This window comes from Thermoplasmata archaeon (genome assembly GCA_035532555.1).
GTDB lineage: Archaea > Thermoplasmatota > Thermoplasmata > Lutacidiplasmatales > UBA184 > Lutacidiplasma.
Window position 1 is genome coordinate 125,312 of record DATKQS010000009.1, and the last position, 14,335, is coordinate 139,646.

General features: G+C 68.0%; 15 protein-coding genes and 2 tRNA genes. 7 read left to right on the forward strand and 10 right to left on the reverse strand.

The window, feature by feature from the left end; all coding sequences use genetic code 11:
* Position 1 precedes the first annotated feature (1 nt).
* Genes VMV28_02490 through VMV28_02505 form a run of 4 tightly spaced genes read right to left on the reverse strand, consistent with a single transcriptional unit; the run spans position 2 to position 4,327 of the window.
* On the reverse strand, positions 2–970 hold the full coding sequence (locus tag VMV28_02490) for a type II secretion system F family protein (GenBank protein HUZ79476.1): 969 nt from the start codon (positions 968–970) through the stop codon (positions 2–4).
* Positions 967–1,905 (reverse strand): type II secretion system F family protein, encoded by a 939-nt coding sequence (locus VMV28_02495; GenBank protein HUZ79477.1) that lies wholly within the window; start codon positions 1,903–1,905, stop codon positions 967–969. The genes VMV28_02490 and VMV28_02495 overlap by 4 nt, the downstream gene beginning before the upstream one ends.
* Positions 1,902–3,458 carry a type II/IV secretion system ATPase subunit gene (locus VMV28_02500; GenBank protein HUZ79478.1) on the reverse strand — a complete coding sequence of 519 codons (1,557 nt, stop codon included), beginning with the start codon at positions 3,456–3,458 and terminating at the stop codon, positions 1,902–1,904. The genes VMV28_02495 and VMV28_02500 overlap by 4 nt, the downstream gene beginning before the upstream one ends.
* Before the next feature lie 8 nt (positions 3,459–3,466).
* Positions 3,467–4,327, reverse strand: coding sequence for a hypothetical protein (locus VMV28_02505; protein HUZ79479.1), 861 nt, complete (start codon positions 4,325–4,327; stop codon positions 3,467–3,469).
* A 218-nt stretch (positions 4,328–4,545) separates the two neighbouring features.
* On the opposite strand from VMV28_02505, the gene VMV28_02510 reads away from it, so the two are divergent.
* A complete protein-coding gene (locus tag VMV28_02510; GenBank protein HUZ79480.1) occupies positions 4,546–5,034 on the forward strand; it encodes an ACT domain-containing protein in 489 nt (162 codons plus the stop codon).
* 51 nt (positions 5,035–5,085) lie between these two features.
* Positions 5,086–5,157, forward strand: a tRNA-Gly gene (locus VMV28_02515).
* A gap of 253 nt (positions 5,158–5,410) precedes the next feature.
* Here the strand turns inward: VMV28_02515 and VMV28_02520 are convergent.
* The gene (locus VMV28_02520; protein HUZ79481.1) at positions 5,411–5,593 is read right to left on the reverse strand and encodes a hypothetical protein; all 183 of its coding nucleotides are present in this window, start codon (positions 5,591–5,593) and stop codon (positions 5,411–5,413) included.
* A 102-nt stretch (positions 5,594–5,695) separates the two neighbouring features.
* Positions 5,696–5,802, reverse strand: a tRNA-Tyr gene (locus VMV28_02525).
* 65 nt (positions 5,803–5,867) lie between these two features.
* Here VMV28_02525 and VMV28_02530 point away from each other — a divergent pair.
* Positions 5,868–6,407 carry a histidine phosphatase family protein gene (locus tag VMV28_02530; GenBank protein HUZ79482.1) on the forward strand — a complete coding sequence of 180 codons (540 nt, stop codon included), beginning with the start codon at positions 5,868–5,870 and terminating at the stop codon, positions 6,405–6,407.
* Here the strand turns inward: VMV28_02530 and VMV28_02535 are convergent.
* Together VMV28_02535 and pyrH are read right to left on the reverse strand one after the other, a co-directional pair.
* Complete coding sequence (locus VMV28_02535) at positions 6,404–7,045, reverse strand: adenylate kinase (protein ID HUZ79483.1); 642 nt, start codon at positions 7,043–7,045, stop codon at positions 6,404–6,406. The two genes, VMV28_02530 and VMV28_02535, sit on opposite strands and share 4 nt — an antisense overlap.
* A 35-nt stretch (positions 7,046–7,080) precedes the next feature.
* Entirely contained in the window at positions 7,081–7,779 is a 699-nt protein-coding gene (gene pyrH, locus VMV28_02540) for a UMP kinase (protein HUZ79484.1), read from the reverse strand.
* A gap of 81 nt (positions 7,780–7,860) precedes the next feature.
* On the opposite strand from pyrH, the gene rpiA reads away from it, so the two are divergent.
* From rpiA to VMV28_02555, 3 genes are read left to right on the forward strand one after another with little or no spacing between them, the layout of a single operon-like run.
* Positions 7,861–8,571, forward strand: a complete 711-nt coding sequence (gene rpiA, locus VMV28_02545; GenBank protein ID HUZ79485.1) for a ribose-5-phosphate isomerase RpiA — start codon at positions 7,861–7,863, stop codon at positions 8,569–8,571.
* A 51-nt stretch (positions 8,572–8,622) separates the two neighbouring features.
* Positions 8,623–9,405 carry an enoyl-CoA hydratase-related protein gene (locus tag VMV28_02550; protein HUZ79486.1) on the forward strand — a complete coding sequence of 261 codons (783 nt, stop codon included), beginning with the start codon at positions 8,623–8,625 and terminating at the stop codon, positions 9,403–9,405.
* A 28-nt stretch (positions 9,406–9,433) separates the two neighbouring features.
* Positions 9,434–10,285, forward strand: a complete 852-nt coding sequence (locus VMV28_02555; protein HUZ79487.1) for a Phenylacetic acid catabolic protein — start codon at positions 9,434–9,436, stop codon at positions 10,283–10,285.
* On the opposite strand, the gene mvaD is transcribed toward VMV28_02555, so the two are convergent.
* Complete coding sequence (gene mvaD, locus VMV28_02560) at positions 10,282–11,289, reverse strand: diphosphomevalonate decarboxylase (protein HUZ79488.1); 1,008 nt, start codon at positions 11,287–11,289, stop codon at positions 10,282–10,284. The genes VMV28_02555 and mvaD overlap by 4 nt on opposite strands.
* 58 nt (positions 11,290–11,347) lie before the next feature.
* On the opposite strand from mvaD, the gene VMV28_02565 reads away from it, so the two are divergent.
* The gene (locus VMV28_02565) at positions 11,348–11,875 is read left to right on the forward strand and encodes a PaaI family thioesterase (GenBank protein HUZ79489.1); all 528 of its coding nucleotides are present in this window, start codon (positions 11,348–11,350) and stop codon (positions 11,873–11,875) included.
* Here the strand turns inward: VMV28_02565 and VMV28_02570 are convergent.
* Positions 11,826–14,264: a M1 family metallopeptidase gene (locus VMV28_02570; GenBank protein ID HUZ79490.1), complete on the reverse strand. Its 2,439-nt coding sequence runs from the start codon at positions 14,262–14,264 to the stop codon at positions 11,826–11,828. The genes VMV28_02565 and VMV28_02570 overlap by 50 nt on opposite strands.
* Positions 14,265–14,335: the final 71 nt, after the last annotated feature.

The following is a 14,335-nucleotide window of genomic DNA, read 5'->3' on the forward strand; positions in this document are numbered from 1 at the left end:
GCTAGCTCGTCCCGCCTACGATCGGGACGATGAATCGCATCACGGTCCATCCGATCGCGAGAAGGATCGTCACGTTGAGGAATCCATCCACGAGGCGCCCACGGTACAGGATCCCGGCGACCATCCCATCTCCCACCGCATGAACGATGACCGCGACGAGCAAGGCGAGCGAGAGGGTCGCGACCAACGGGGCGGTAATCCCCAGCCCGCTGTACACGGCCCCGAAGGCCCCCGGGTTGGCCGTCAGCATCTGCGGCAGGAACACCGCCGCGAGCACGTAGATCGTGACGAGGAAGACACCGAATGCGAGGTAGACGACCGCCACGTATGTGAGCATCGACGCTCGGCGACGCTCGACGGCGAGCTGCTCGGTCCGGGTGTCGTGCGCGACGCGCGTGAGCACGTCCCCATAGTTCCCGCCGGCCGCGTGGGCGCGGATCAGGATCGCGACAGCCTTGCGGACGATCGGCGTCGGGACCCGGTGCGCGAAGCGCTCAAGCGCGGTCGAGACCGGGACCCCCCATTCGATCTGGGCCGCCATCTTCCGGATCTCGGGGGTGAGGGGACCGTAGCGACCGGCAGCGGCGACGGTGATCGCCTCGGGCAAGGTCCGGCCGAAGCGTCCGGACTCCGCCACGTCCCGCAGGAAATCCGGGAGGCGACTCTCGAGCCCTTCGACACGATGGAAGCGAATCGCGCTCGCAACGCCGTACGGGCCGAGGAGCGCAAGGAGGCCCAAGACGAAGAAGTCCACGACGGGGTTCCACCGGAGCCCCTCCCCCGGACGCAGCTGGATCGAAAGGATCCCGGCCGCATTGAAGATCGCTACAATCCACATCCCCAAGGCGACCGTGGCGCCGATGTACAGGATGTGCCGATCCCGCACCGCCTCCTCGGCCACAACGTACGGCGTCCCGGAACGGAGCGCACGGCGTCCCGTCCAGGCGAACGGGGCGTCCTCGGCGCTCACAGTCGCTCCGAGAGGGCGTGGGAGATCACTCCGAAGGCGAGCTGGGTGGCCGGGATCAGACCGAGCACGGTCGCCCAGAGGATCAGGATCAGCGCGGGGTTCGTCCCGTCGACCATCGAGAAGACGGCGAGGATTACGATCAGGAACAGCGGGAACGCCACGGCTACGGTCACGAACGCCTCGGCGAAGATCCCCATGCGCTCGAGCCCCTGCTGGCTCGAGATCGCTCCTTCCCGCTCGTACTGTTCGGACTTGTTCAGGAAGTACGGCTTGAGATCGCCGCCGCTCTCGGCCGTGGCCACGACCCCCTGGAGGAACTCCTGGAACCGGCGGGAGGGGCTGCGACGCGCGGCGCGGTGCAGGGCCGTGAGGATGTCGGTCCCCAGAAGATCGGTGTCCCGCGCGATCCAGGTCGCCTCCTCCGCGACCTCTCCGTAGAGCGGCTGCTCTGCGAGCTCGCGGAAGATCTCATCGACGCGGACGTCGGCGCAGCTCATCGCGCTGACGAAGTTCACCGCGGAGGAGAGCTGACGGTCGATCGCTTGCCCCCGCTGCCGGGCGCGGCTCGCCGGTTCGAAGGAGAGGGCGAGATACGTGAGCGCGGTGCCGGCGAAAGCGACGAGGGCGCCGAGGACGATCGCCAGCGAGACCGGCTCGCCGACGGAGAGCCGCCAGAACAGGATCCCGCCGAGGGCGATGCTCGCAGCGGCCCCGACGAGCGTCCCGGCGACTACGAGAGCGAGATGCTCCGGGGCCGTCCGCCCGATGTGAGCTTGCAGAAGCTTCTGATCCAGCGCCTCATTCGGCGGCGCGCGGGCGGCACGACGGCCGAAGACCTTCCAGGCCCAGCGTTCGAACGCGGTGAGCCGTGGCCGTTCGCGCCCTCGAGCCGACGCGATCGGCTCGATCGTCGGATCGGCGATGGCCGGGGTCACGGTCGCTCCCCTCCGGGCGAGGCGCGCTCGATGCGCTCGAGAAGGGCGCTGGGGTCCCGGTAGTATTCCGCGATCGGGTGCCAGAGTTCTCGGTAGTCGGTGATCCGTTGCCCGACGAGGTAGCGGATCACCCGGACCCGTCGCTCGAACTCGGCATGCATCTCCTCCATGGAGCGGTGCGTTGCGACCGCCACTCGATCGAGCAGGTAGGAGTGGCCCTGGAAGTGGAACGAATCCGTCGCCGGGTCCCATTCGTAGACAGGGTTGGTGACGAGCTCGTTGGTCTCGGGTTCGAGGCGGACGATCTCGACGATCTGGAGGAGCCGACGCACGGTCCCGCGACTCGTCTGGACCTGGGCCTCGACCGCGACCTGCCGCAACGAGGACAGGAGCACGCGCGGGACGTGGATGGGGGGATTCTCGAGCCGTGCGACCATGGAGCGCACGCTGTCGGCGTGCATCGTGGCGTACGTGGCGTGCCCGGTCGCCATCGCCTGGAACATCGCGTAGGCCTCGCGACCGCGCACCTCGCCGACCAGGATGTGGCTCGGACGCTGGCGCAGCGCCGCCCGGACGAGATCGAACATGTCGATCTCCCCGAGGCTCTTGCCGTCGGGCCCGCGGTCCCCGATCCCGTCGCGGGTCGCCGTCGCGACCCAGTTCTCGTGCGGGAGATGGAGCTCGCGCACGTCCTCGATCGAGACAATCTTCGCGGAGGGAGCGATGAACACGGCGATCGCGTTGAGCGTGCTGGTCTTCCCGGCGCCGGGCCCTCCGCAGACGATCAGCGACTCGCCATGCTCAGCGCCGAGCCACAGGTAGGCGAGCATCTCCTCGTTCGCGGTGCCCGAGAGGACGAGGTCGACCGGGGTGAACGGTCGGTCGCGGAACCGGCGGATCGTGAAGCTCGCTCCGCGGCTCGTCACCTCCCGGCCGTACGTCGCCTGGACGCGGTGGCCCTCGGGGGTGGTCCCATCGAGGATCGGCCGCGCGACGCTGAGCGATCGCCCGCACCGCTGTCCGAGCAGGAGAACGAAGGAGTCGAGCGCGCGTTCCTCGGGAAAGCGAACGTTCGTGGGGATCGATTCGTAGCGCGCGTGGAAGACGTAGAGGGGGACACCGACGCCGTCGCAGGAGATGTCCTCGACCTCGGGATCGCGCATCATCGCGTCGATCGGCCCGTACCCGAGGGCATCGCGCACGAGGTCATGGACGATCCGTCCCCGAGCGTCGCGCTCGAGCGTGCGGTGGTGGGAGTCGAGATACTCCTCGGCGATCCACCGTACGCGCTCGACCCGCTCGCGCGGTGGCCGAGGGCGGTGCTCACCGGGGAGGATGTGGGGAAGCGCCGCGCGCAGTTCCTCGGCGACGTGCCGTTCCTCCGAGGAGAGCGCCGCCTCGAGCACCTCGTATCGGGGGGTCTCGGTCGCCCGGTCGAGCAGCACCCGGACGGCACTGTAGGGTGGATCGATCGCTGTCCGTTGCAGCTCTCGTTCGCCGGCGGAGGAATCGAGGGCGGACGGCACCAGGATCGTTCGACCCGCTCCGCTCATCGCTTCCCCTATGCGGATCCGGAGCCGACTGCGATGTCGATCTCGGCGAGATAGAGCGTGCAGAAGCTTACGGAGGTGAGGGTCAGGAGCACCGTTCCGGCGCAACCGGCCGTGGGGCCGCTCAAGGTGTAGCCGCCGGGGGCGATTCCCGAGACGGAGAGCGCGTTCGCGAGGTAGGCCTCCCAGGCGCAGGCGTAGACCGAACCGATGCGCAGGGTCACCCCGAAGGACCCGGCCGACCCGTTGGCCCCGAAGAGGCCCTGGGTCGTGATCACCGAGCGGGCGAGAAGGGTGCTGGTCACGGGCTGGGTACCCGGGGCGCTGGTGCTCCGCTGGGCCCCGACCGTGTTGAGGAGGACGAGGGCGAGGGAGGTGTTCCCGGGCACGTGGCGGAGCGAGAACAGCGGAGAGAAGGCGATCGTGGGGCCGGCTCCGCTCGGGACCCGGATGACGGCGTCGTTCTGGAAGGCGAGCGTCTCGGGGCTCGCATAGCGGTTCGGGAGGTTCATCGTGAGGGTCCCGGTCGACACGTTCTGCACGTACGAGACCGAGCCCGCGCCGGCCGAGATTGTCAGATTCGCGTAGGAGGTGCCACCGCCTCCCGTGAAGACGAGCGATCCCTGGGTCGGGCTCGCCAGGACGGGGACCCCCGAGCTGCTCAGCGAGAACGGGACGGAATAGACGGGGGAGGCCCCGAGGGAGTACTGGAGATCGACATCGGCCTTGAACGAGGCCATCGACATTTCGCCGCTGTTGATCCAGGAGGTCTCGTTCTGCCCCATCCAGACGGGGATCGTCTGGGTCAGGAACACTCCGAAGATCGTGAAGAAGATCACGACCACGAGCAACGCCCCGATCACCGTCGCCACGCCGCGCCGGGACCGGCGCAGGTGGCGAAACCGGCGATACCGACGTCTCTCGCGTGCGAGGTTGCTGCCCCCCATGGGGGTGGCCCGGCTCGGACCCTCCGTCCTAGCAAGCGAATCGACCCGATGCCGGTTATAAATACGTAAGGCGGGAGTGGAAGCGCGATTCTGGCCCCAGCGCTAGATTTTTCTTGCCTGCGGGCCTATCCGAACCGTTTCAGATGCCGGTTCAGGAGATCTCGCTCACGCTGCCGAACCGGCCCGGTGCCCTCGCTGGGGTTGCCCGCGTCCTCGCGAAGGAGCGCATCAATCTCGCGGCGATCAGCGTCGACTCCACCCCCAGTCGCGGCCGGGTCCGTCTCATCGTCAGCGACCCGGAGCGAGCCTATCGGCTCCTCTCGGAGGCCGAGTACGAGGTCGAGCTCCGCGAGATGCTCGTGATCCGCCTCGAGGACCGGGCGGGAGTGTTTCTCAAGGTCTTGGAGATCCTCGCGCAGGAGAAGATCAACATCCAGAACGTAGCGATCCTCCTCGCGCGCGACAACGGTCGCGCACTGGTCGCGCTCTCGGCGACCGACCTCGGACGGGCGCGCAAAGTTCTCCAGCAGGCGGGCGTGATCTCCCCGTATGCCGAGCAGCTGGTCAGCAACGCCGACCTGGTCGCCGCGGTACCCACGATCCCCACGGAATCGGTCGGGTTCCTCATGTGAGGACCCTTCCCGCGCAAGCCTCTTGTGCGGGCGCTCTTCCTCGACCGTAGCGCGGTTGTGGTCTAGTGGTTAGGACGGTAGCTTCCCAAGCTACCTACTCGGGTTCAAATCCCGACAACCGCATCCCACCCCGGATCGAACGACCTTCCGGTCCCTCCGGCGAGCGCCCCCTGGAGGGCGCATAGGGTTTGGAGGTCAGTAGGTGGAGATCACAACCAGAACTCCTTGCCGTCACGGAACATCGCGACCCGGCCCCAAGGAAACTTCTCGGGCGGCTGGGGCAATTCGAAGAGCTTCTTCTACCTCCGGCCATGGACGGACAGGGTCGGCTCATTCGGGACGAGCAGGATGCCCGAGTTTCCGAGCTCCGACTTCTTCAGCTTGCGTCCGGGCCCCCTCGCAGAGGTGGAGCTAGAGCCTCCCTCGGGGCATCGGTCGTGGTCATCCAGTGCTCCTTGTCCTCATCCCGGACCCGGAACCCGAGCTTCCCGACGGACCACTTCGCGGCCTTCTTTCGGTCCCGGGCTGCGAGCGACACTGACGTCCGCACGAGCGCCATGCATCCCCTTGGATCGGAGCCGATCCCGAGGAGCTTCGCCGTTCGCCACCGGTCGAAGGGCCCACCGGGCGCGCCCTCCGAGAACCGCACGGGTTCCCGGAGTCCCGGCTGCCTGACTCGAACAGGCGACCTGAGGATGTCCACGGGGGCCGCCGGAATACCGGCAGTCTCACCTACAGTCCCCCGCTCTACCACTGAGCTAAGCCGGGACGGGAACGACGAGCGGGGGTCGGCCTATAAAACTTGGCGTGCTGCCGCGTTCGAGGCGAGCGGAATGCGGATGCTCGAGCATCGACGCCACGGCCAGCGTCTCCCGGGAGGGACGCATCTGAGCGCCGAGGGGGTCCGGAAGGCCCGCATCGTCGGCAATTCGATCGGGCCGTTCTACCGGGTCGTCACGTCGCCTCGGCCGCGCGCGATCGAGACCGCGGTAGCGATGGGCTTCGCGGTCGACTATGAGATCCCCGAGCTCGCCCGCTTCCCGGAGGACCTCGAACCGACCGCGGGGGCCACCGCGGGCGAACAGATCCCCTTCGATGCCTGGGCCCGGGAGATCAAGCACAATCCCCGCCTGAAGGAGTACGCCGAGACGCAGGCATTCCTTTGGCGCTCGGCGTTGGACGACGTGCCCGATGGCGGGCACGTCCTCATGATCTCCCACGGCGGGATCATCGAAGTGGGCGCCCTCGGCGCCGACTTCGAAGGGGCACGCGGTCTGGGAGATGGGTTGCACTACCTCGAAGGCGTCCGCCTCGAGTGGACCGGCACGAAATGGGGCCGGATCGAGCGCGTGCGGAGCGACGACGGGCCTTAGCGGAGGGCCGCGTGCAGTCGCGCGGCGACCTCCGCCGGCGTCCCCGCTGCGTCGATGGGTCGTAGGCGTCCCCGCCGTCGGTAGAAATCGAGCAGAGGGGCGGTCTGCTCCGTGTACACTTTCAGCCGGACGGCCACGGCTTCCGGCCGATCATCGGGCCGCTGAATGAGCTCCGTGCCGTCCCGATCGCATCGTCCCGCGACTCGCGGGGGTTGGGTCTCGAGATTGTACACGGTGGTGCACTTCGGACAGATCCGACGTTGGCTGAGCCGGGCGACGAGGACATGGGACGGGATCTCGAAGGAAACGACGATCTCGCTGGGGGCGATCCCTTCGAGAGCCTCGGCTTGAGGGATGGTACGGGGGAACCCATCGAGGAGATAGCCGGAACGCGCATCGGGTGCGGCGAGCCGCTCGGCCAGCATCTTCAGCACGAGGGCATCGGGGACGAGGCGGCCGGCGTCCATGAAGCCGCGCGCCTCCCTCCCGAGCACGGTTCCCGCGGCGACCGCCGCTCGCAGGATGTCGCCGGTGGATAGGTGGGGGATCCCGAGCTCCTTCGCGAGCGCGGCCGCCTGCGTGCCCTTGCCCGCCCCTGGGGGCCCCAGGAACACGATACGGTGCACGCCCGCGTCCATCGGCTCTCGGCTAAATGCGTTGTGGCCGGGGGAGATCACTCCACCCGGCTTCCGTCGAAGGTCCGGCCTTCGATCGCGCGCTCGAGGTTGGCGAGATCGCGCCCCTGGACGATGGCGAGCGGGATCTTCGCGCGCGCCAGGACGTTGACAGCGAGATGATCGAATGGGAACTGCTGGCCCGCGGCCGAGGACGCCCCGGCGTGGACCATCTCGCGGAACCTCTCCCAAGAGAGCCGTTCCACCCTCTTCGCGGTCGGGTGCGTCCGTGGATCTCGATCGTAGATCCCGTCGACGCTCGTCGCATTGATGATCCGGGCGGCCCGAAGTCTCACGGCGAGCAGCGCGGCCACGCCGTCGGTCGTGTGCCCCGGCTCGGTGCCTCCCATGACCACGAGGGGCCCCCGCTGGATCTCGTGCACCGCCGCGGCGACCGTCGTCGGGGGGTGGGCCGGCGTCGGGGGCCCGATGCGTCCGGCCAACAGGCGTGCGTGCAGACGGGTGACGTCGATACCGATCTCGTCCAGTTCGACCTCCGTCAGTCCGAGCTTTCGCCCCAATTCGATGTACTGGCGAGCCGTCGAACCTCCGCCCGTGGTGACGCCGATCGGTCGGCGCTTGCCCGCACGGCGTAGCAGCGTCGCCAGCCCATCGAGGTAGTGCGCGTCGTCCTCCCCGGTCCAGATCACGGAACCCCCGATCGAAATCACGACCGGTGCGGAGGAAGGGGACCCCATCGCACGGTCGAGCCGTGGCGACACTTTACCGTTGCCGGGAGAGGAGAGATTCAAGAGCGCGGGAGCCGTGGGCGCCGGAGGATGGGCGATTCCGGCGATGCGGCCAAAGCCGCCGCCGCCCGCTCCGCGGTCGCGCGCCTGACCCCGGGACGAGTGGCGTTGGGGACCGGCTCCACCGCGGCCTGGGCGGTGAGGACGATCGCCGAACGGTTCCCCAAGGGACGCGGTTTCGAGTTCGTGTGCTCCTCCCACGCTACCGAGGACCTCGCCCGATCCCTCGGGCTCCCGGTCCGGGGCCTACGCGAGGACGATCGGTTCACCGTCATGGTCGACGGAGCCGACGAGGTCAGCGAAGCGCTCGATCTGACGAAGGGCGGAGGCGGCGCGCTCTTCCGAGAGAAGCTCCTCGCCGTTCTCTCCGAAGAACTGGTCATCATGATCGACCCGAGCAAGCTCGTCACCCGGCTCGGAGAGAAGGCTCCGATCCCTGTGGAAGTGGTCCCGTTTGCGCGCGGAGTGCTCGCCGAACGGTTCCGCAAGCAAGGGTACCAAGTCCAGCTCCGCACGCTCCGCGAGGGAGTGCCGTACGTCACCGACAACGGCAACGAGATCCTCGATCTGCGTCCCCCCCGGCCCCTCGAGGATCCGCGGGCGACCGCGGCCGAACTCCGTGCACTGATCGGAGTGGTTGAGACCGGTCTGTTCCCCGGGATGGCCCACCGGGTCGTGATCGGCCACTCGGACGGCCGGGTGGAGGAGCGGATCGCCTCGGCCGGGGTGCGTCGGCGTTAAACGGACCGGCGTTTCGCGAGGGCACCCATCGAAGGAATCAGAGGTACGGTCATGCAAGGGAAGTTCGTTCGGACCCGGGTCGACAACGGGGTCGGCTACATCGAGATCGCGAAGCCGAAGGCCAACACCTACGACCTCGAGATGATGCACGAGGTCGACGCGGCCCTCGAGGAGCTGCGCTTCGACGACCCCGCAAAGGTGATCGTGCTCACGAGCACCCTCGCGGGATTCTTCAGCGCCGGCGCCGATATCGAGATGCTCAAGAAGAGCCAGCCGGACTTCAAGGCGATGTTCTGCCTCTTCTGCCAGGAGACCCTGAACAAGTTCGCGCAGACCCCGAAGGTCGTCATCGCGGCGCTCCCCGGTCACACGGTCGGCGGCGGCCTCGAGATCGCGCTCGCCTGCGATCTACGCATCATGGCGAAGGACTCCGGGAAGATCGGTCTGCCCGAGGTAAACCTGGGGGTGCTCCCCGGGACAGGTGGAACGCAGCGCCTTCCCCGCCTCATCGGTAGCTCCCGCGCGCTCGATCTGATGATCACAGGCCGGCTCCTTAGCCCAGACGAGGCGCTCGCGATGGGGCTCGTCAACTACGTCTATCCCAAGGAGACGTTCGCCGCGGATGTCCAAGCGTTCGCGAGCGGACTTGCGCACGGTCCCTCCCGCGCGATCAGCCTGATCAAGCGCTCGGTCCAAGAAGGGGTCGAAATGCCCCTGAGCTCCGGTCTCGCCCTGGAGCGGGAGCTGCAGAACCGCCTCTTCGTCACCGAGGACGCCAAGGAAGGGATCGCCGCCTACCTCGAAAAGCGCAAGCCCAACTTTAAGGGGCATTGATCGATTGAGTCGACGCGAGGAGCACGCGATGCACTCACCGACCTCTCCAGGACCGGAGCCGCACGCCGCGGCGCCGGCGGCGAACGTCTCCAAGATCATCCAGGAGGGCGGGACCGTCGAGCCCGTCCGCGAGATCCTCTGGGGCTCGTCCGCGGGAGTTCGCAAGTACGAGACGGGGGAGGAGCTCCCTGGCGACATGCGCAAGCTCGTCATTCGGCTCATGGTGGTGCAGGCCGACACCGAGTTCGCATCGATCCAACAGCACCGCCCCTGGCTCGACTCGGCCCCGACGCTCGAGGATCGCTGGATCGAAGCCCGCATTGTCGCGGACGAAGCGCGCCACGGACTCCAGGCGTGCCGCGTCCTCCGCGACTTCGGTGAGGACGGCCAGAAGGACATCGACGAGCTGTTGACGAAGCGCGAGGGCGAGCACAAGCTCGACGCGTTCAACATGAAGTTCGAGCGCTGGAGCGATGTCGGCGCGTTCACCTGCCTCGTCGACCGGGTCGGCGTCTACCAGCTCCGCTCCTTCCAGGAGTGCTCGTACGGCCCGCTCGCGCGCGCGATGCCCTTGATGCTCTCCGAGGAACAGCTCCACCTCAACTTCGGGTTCAGCGTGCTTCGCCGGATGGCGCAGTACGGACCGAAGTACTCGGGCTCGAAGGACGAGGCCCAGGCCGCGGTCAACAAGTGGTACCCGCGTGCCCTCGACATGTTCGGGCACTCCAATTCCGACACGAGCCGGCGAGCGATCGAGTACGGTCTCAAGCGCTGGACGAACGAGGAAGCGCGCGAACGGTACATCCACGAGGTCACGCCGCTCCTGACCTCGATCGGGCTTCAGGTGCCGGCGGCGGACTTCGACCGCCACATCCACTAGGCGAGACGCCGCCCGCCCGGTCCCGGCCGGAGCAAGAGCATCCGGCGAATGCCGGGGATCCTCGAGAGGCGGCGCCGCACCCGGGGCGCGTCCGGTGCGAGCAGGAAGACGTGCAGGTGGGCGCCCGCATCATGGGTGTACGCGGCCACGGGCCGCCCTTCCTCATGGTTGAGCCCGCGCACCTCGGAGATGATCGCCCGCGAGGAGACCGTAAGGTAGTCGAGCGATGGCACCGTCGTTTCGCAAACGTTGCGGAAGCTATCGCATTCCTCCATCACGAGGGGAAACAGGGTCGGTGCATCTCGATCGTGGATCGCCCGGGTCATTCTTCGGGTCCGAGCCGGCAGCTCGCGTTGACGCTGGGGGAAGTACGGGGAGGTATGTACCGAGGTCTGCATCGCATCGGCCGAGCGCACGGATTTCGTCGGAGCGGCGTCGATGAGCACGACGAGATCGCGAAAGGACGGCCAGTACCGCGGTGGGTGCAGCGTCCGCGCGTAGCAGTCTCGGCCGTCCGAGCGCGTGCCGGCGCGCCACTCCACGAACCCTCCGAAGATTGAGCGCGAGGCACTGCCCGATCCGTAGCGGGCGAGCTGGGAAAGCGCCCGGTCGCTCAGATCGAGACCCGCCGCCGCCGTGCTCGCTCCCGCGAGCGCCGCGAAGCCGCTCGCGCTGCTCGCCATGCCGCTCGCCGTGGGGAAGTTGTTGGTCGAGCGGACGAGCGCGTGCGTCGGCGTGTGTGCGATCGCCCGCACTCGATCGAGAAAGGCGGAGACCGCCGAGAGCGGTCCGCCGCGCTGGAGCGTCCCGTCGAGGACGAACCGATCCTCCGATAGAGCTCGATCGAACACCACCGTCGTGCGGGTCCGGAGCCGATCGAGCGTGACCGAGAGCGACGAATTGTACGGGAGGGCGAGCTCCGGATCCCGGACGCCCCAGTACTTCACGAGGGCGATGTTCGGAGCGGCTTCGTACGTCGCCCGACCCGGGATTTCCCTCGCCATGCGCTCCTCCCCGAGGACGGCGCGCAGTACTTATCCACCACGGCGCCTCCTACGGACGATGGCGCGTCCCCCCGCGACACCGCGGCCCGTGGCGTACCGCTCTCCACGCGATCTCGCGCGTGCGAACCGCCTCGGGGGGTTCCACCAAACGGTGGGATTCCTCATCGACGCCGAACAATCCGGGGTCGGCTACTGCACGGTCGCCGGGACGGTCGACCAGCGGCACCTGAACATCAACGGGGTCGTGCACGGAGGGGTCTATGCCACGATCCTCGACACCGCGATGGGAGGGGCGGTGGTCACTACCCTCGGGGAAGGCGAGACGACTGCGACCACCTCACTCTACGTGGAGTTCCTACGAGGGGCCCGCGAGGACGCCGTGCTCCGGGCCCGAGGCGACGTGCTCCGACGGGGCCGCCACCTTGCGTTCGTCGAGGGCAACCTGTACGACGCAGAGGGGCACCGGCTCAGCCAAGCGCACGGCACTTGGTACATATGGTCGGCGGAGGAGCGGCCGTCCTCGCGCCGGGGCGCCCCTACGCCCGCTTCCCGCCGATCCGGCGGGCGAAGTTCTCGGCGATCGTGAGCATTTCGAGCCCCTTCGCTGCCCCCCGTGCCCCTTCCGGGAACGGGTTCGCGGCGAAGAACGCACGGACCTCCTTATCCCGCCCGAGTCCCAGAACGGGGATGAGCGGGTAGAGGACCTCGGGCATGAACCCGGTCCCCCGGAAGAACTCGTTCAGCTCGGTGACGTGGGCTTGGAGCCACTTCCATGTGATCTCCCGGGACGGGCGGTTGAGGCCGGCGTGGATGATGACGGTCCACACGTGGCCGCGATTGATCTCCCCCCGCAGGGCCCCATCGAGCGTCGCCTCGACGAGCCGGGGGGCGGCGCTCCAGCTCAGCGCGTTCTCGAGTCTCGCCGCCTCGCCCTCGGGCGGGTTCTGCGAGAGCCGTTGGCGGATCTCACGATGCGCGAGGTCCCCTTCGGTGCGCGAGCGCCCGATCGCCACGGCCCCTCGAAGGTCGGGATCGAGCCGCTCCCACTCGACGAACAGCTCGGAAAGTTCCCGGGCGAAGCCCGGATCGAGCATGGCGCGGGAGAGGGAGAGGCTCTCGCGGAGCACCCCGGTGCCGGCGGGCTCCTCGGGCCGAGCGCGCGGACCGATGCGATGGAACTGATCGGCGAGGTAGGATCGGGCGAGGTCGTTGACCTCGACCGCATCGGGAGCGTACAGCCCGAAGGCGCGCAACGCCGAGCTCACCGAAGCGACGACCGGGTAGTCGACGCACGAGGACAGGGCGCGCGCGAACCGTGCGTAGGTCTCGAACGGAACCTCTCCAGAGAGGACGAACGCGTACAGGTCTTCCATGACGATCCACTTCTCGGCCATCGATCGCTCGACGAACGTGGACAGGAGCCGATCGTACAGCGTCGGGTCGTAGAGGACGCGGTAGAATCCCGTGGCCCCCCGATTGAGATGGACGGAGGCCGTTGCGGGCACCGGTAGCATGTGGCGCTCCGAGTCGAGCCGCACGCGTTCGGTCCGACCATCGACCTCGATCACCATGGGGATCATCCAGACGCCGGGCGCGTGCACTCCGTCCAACCGGTACCGGCGCTGACGCAGTTCGAGGCCGCCCGAGACCCCACGCGCCTCCACGACCGGTAGGCCGGCTCGCTCGATCCAGGGCCCGAGGATCTCCGGGATCGGCTGCCGCGACGCTTCGCCGAGGGCCTCCCACAGATCGCTCGTCCGGGCGTTCTGCCACTTGTGGCGAGTCAGGTACTCGATGACCCCACGGCGGAACGTCTCCTCCCCGAGGTAGGCCTCGATCATGCGGAGGACGCTCGCCCCCTTCCCGTAGCTGATCGCGGGATCGAAGACCTGGTTGATCTCGTCCGGCTCGACGACCGGCACGCTCACTGGGACCGTGGAAGTCAGAGAATCGCTGCGCAGCCCGGGTCCCATGAAGATCATGAAGAACTCGTTGATCGCCTGCAGCTCCGGGTCGAGCCGATCGACCATCTTGAGCGCCATCAGAGTCGCGAAGCTCTCGTTCAGCCAGATGTCCGTCCACCACTGCATCGTCACGAGGTTCCCGAACCACTGGTGGGCGAGTTCGTGCGCGATGGTGTCGAAGGTTTGGCGCCGGTCGAGCGTTCCCGAGCGCTCCGTGACCAGGAGCCGCATATCGCGGAAGCTGATCGCTCCCCAGTTCTCCATCGCTCCGAACGGGTGCTCTGGGACCCCGATCAGGTCGAGCTTGGGGAGTGGGTACTCGATCCCGTAGTACTCCTCGAAGGCCCGAAGGAGGCGGCCCGTGACCGAGAGTGCGAAGGCGGCGGCCGGTCCGCTTCCCGGAGCGGTCACGACCGCGATCGCGACGCGCCCGGACTTGTCCTCCGCCCGTTCGAACGTTCCAATCCCCACGAAGAAGAGGTACGTTGCCATCGGCGGAGTAGGGGCGAACTTCCAGAGGCGACGCGCACCATGCGTCGTGACCTTCTCCGGAAACGTGTTCGAGACGACCTCCTGGGCTGCATCGGTCGTGATGCTCGTCCGGAAGCGCGCCTTGCGATCGGGCCGATCGAAGCAGGGGAAGATCTTGCGCGCCCCCGTCGCCTCGCACTGGCTGACGAGCGCGTAGCCGCCCGCGAACTTCGACCGGTAGAGTCCCATCATGTTCGCCGGATCGACGACGCCATCGAACTCGACCCGGACCCGGGCCCGTGGACCCGGCCGAGGAATTGCGATGTGCAGGCTGTTCGTCGCGCGGTCCACATGGTGGGTCGCGGGGAGGCCCTCGACCCACGCCCCACGGATCTCCAGGCGATCGCAATCCAGCGAGATCCGCTCCGGGGCCGGAGCGATGTCGAACTCGATGGTTCCCGTCCAACGCTGATCGGCAAAGTCGACGTCGAGGTGCAGTCGGTACTCGTCCACCTGGGGCGGCTCGGCCTGTCCGATCATCGGTGTTCCGTGTCCCCACCGGACCCCCGGGGCCCGGCGAGTTCTACGGGCGGGTGCAGCGCCGGGGCGGG

Coding starts and splice junctions, on each gene's coding strand:
- rpiA (HUZ79485.1), top strand. CDS start 7,861: ATGGGCGATTCCGGCGATGCGGCCAAAGCCGCCGCCGCCCGCTCCGCG.
- VMV28_02565 (HUZ79489.1), top strand. CDS start 11,348: ATGGCGCGTCCCCCCGCGACACCGCGGCCCGTGGCGTACCGCTCTCCA.
- VMV28_02500 (HUZ79478.1), bottom strand. CDS start 3,458: ATGAGCGGAGCGGGTCGAACGATCCTGGTGCCGTCCGCCCTCGATTCC.
- VMV28_02570 (HUZ79490.1), bottom strand. CDS start 14,264: ATGATCGGACAGGCCGAGCCGCCCCAGGTGGACGAGTACCGACTGCAC.
- VMV28_02535 (HUZ79483.1), bottom strand. CDS start 7,045: ATGGACGCGGGCGTGCACCGTATCGTGTTCCTGGGGCCCCCAGGGGCG.
- VMV28_02530 (HUZ79482.1), top strand. CDS start 5,868: ATGCGGATGCTCGAGCATCGACGCCACGGCCAGCGTCTCCCGGGAGGG.
- mvaD (HUZ79488.1), bottom strand. CDS start 11,289: ATGGCGAGGGAAATCCCGGGTCGGGCGACGTACGAAGCCGCTCCGAAC.
- VMV28_02520 (HUZ79481.1), bottom strand. CDS start 5,593: ATGGCGCTCGTGCGGACGTCAGTGTCGCTCGCAGCCCGGGACCGAAAG.
- VMV28_02550 (HUZ79486.1), top strand. CDS start 8,623: ATGCAAGGGAAGTTCGTTCGGACCCGGGTCGACAACGGGGTCGGCTAC.
- VMV28_02510 (HUZ79480.1), top strand. CDS start 4,546: ATGCCGGTTCAGGAGATCTCGCTCACGCTGCCGAACCGGCCCGGTGCC.
- pyrH (HUZ79484.1), bottom strand. CDS start 7,779: ATGGGGTCCCCTTCCTCCGCACCGGTCGTGATTTCGATCGGGGGTTCC.
- VMV28_02555 (HUZ79487.1), top strand. CDS start 9,434: ATGCACTCACCGACCTCTCCAGGACCGGAGCCGCACGCCGCGGCGCCG.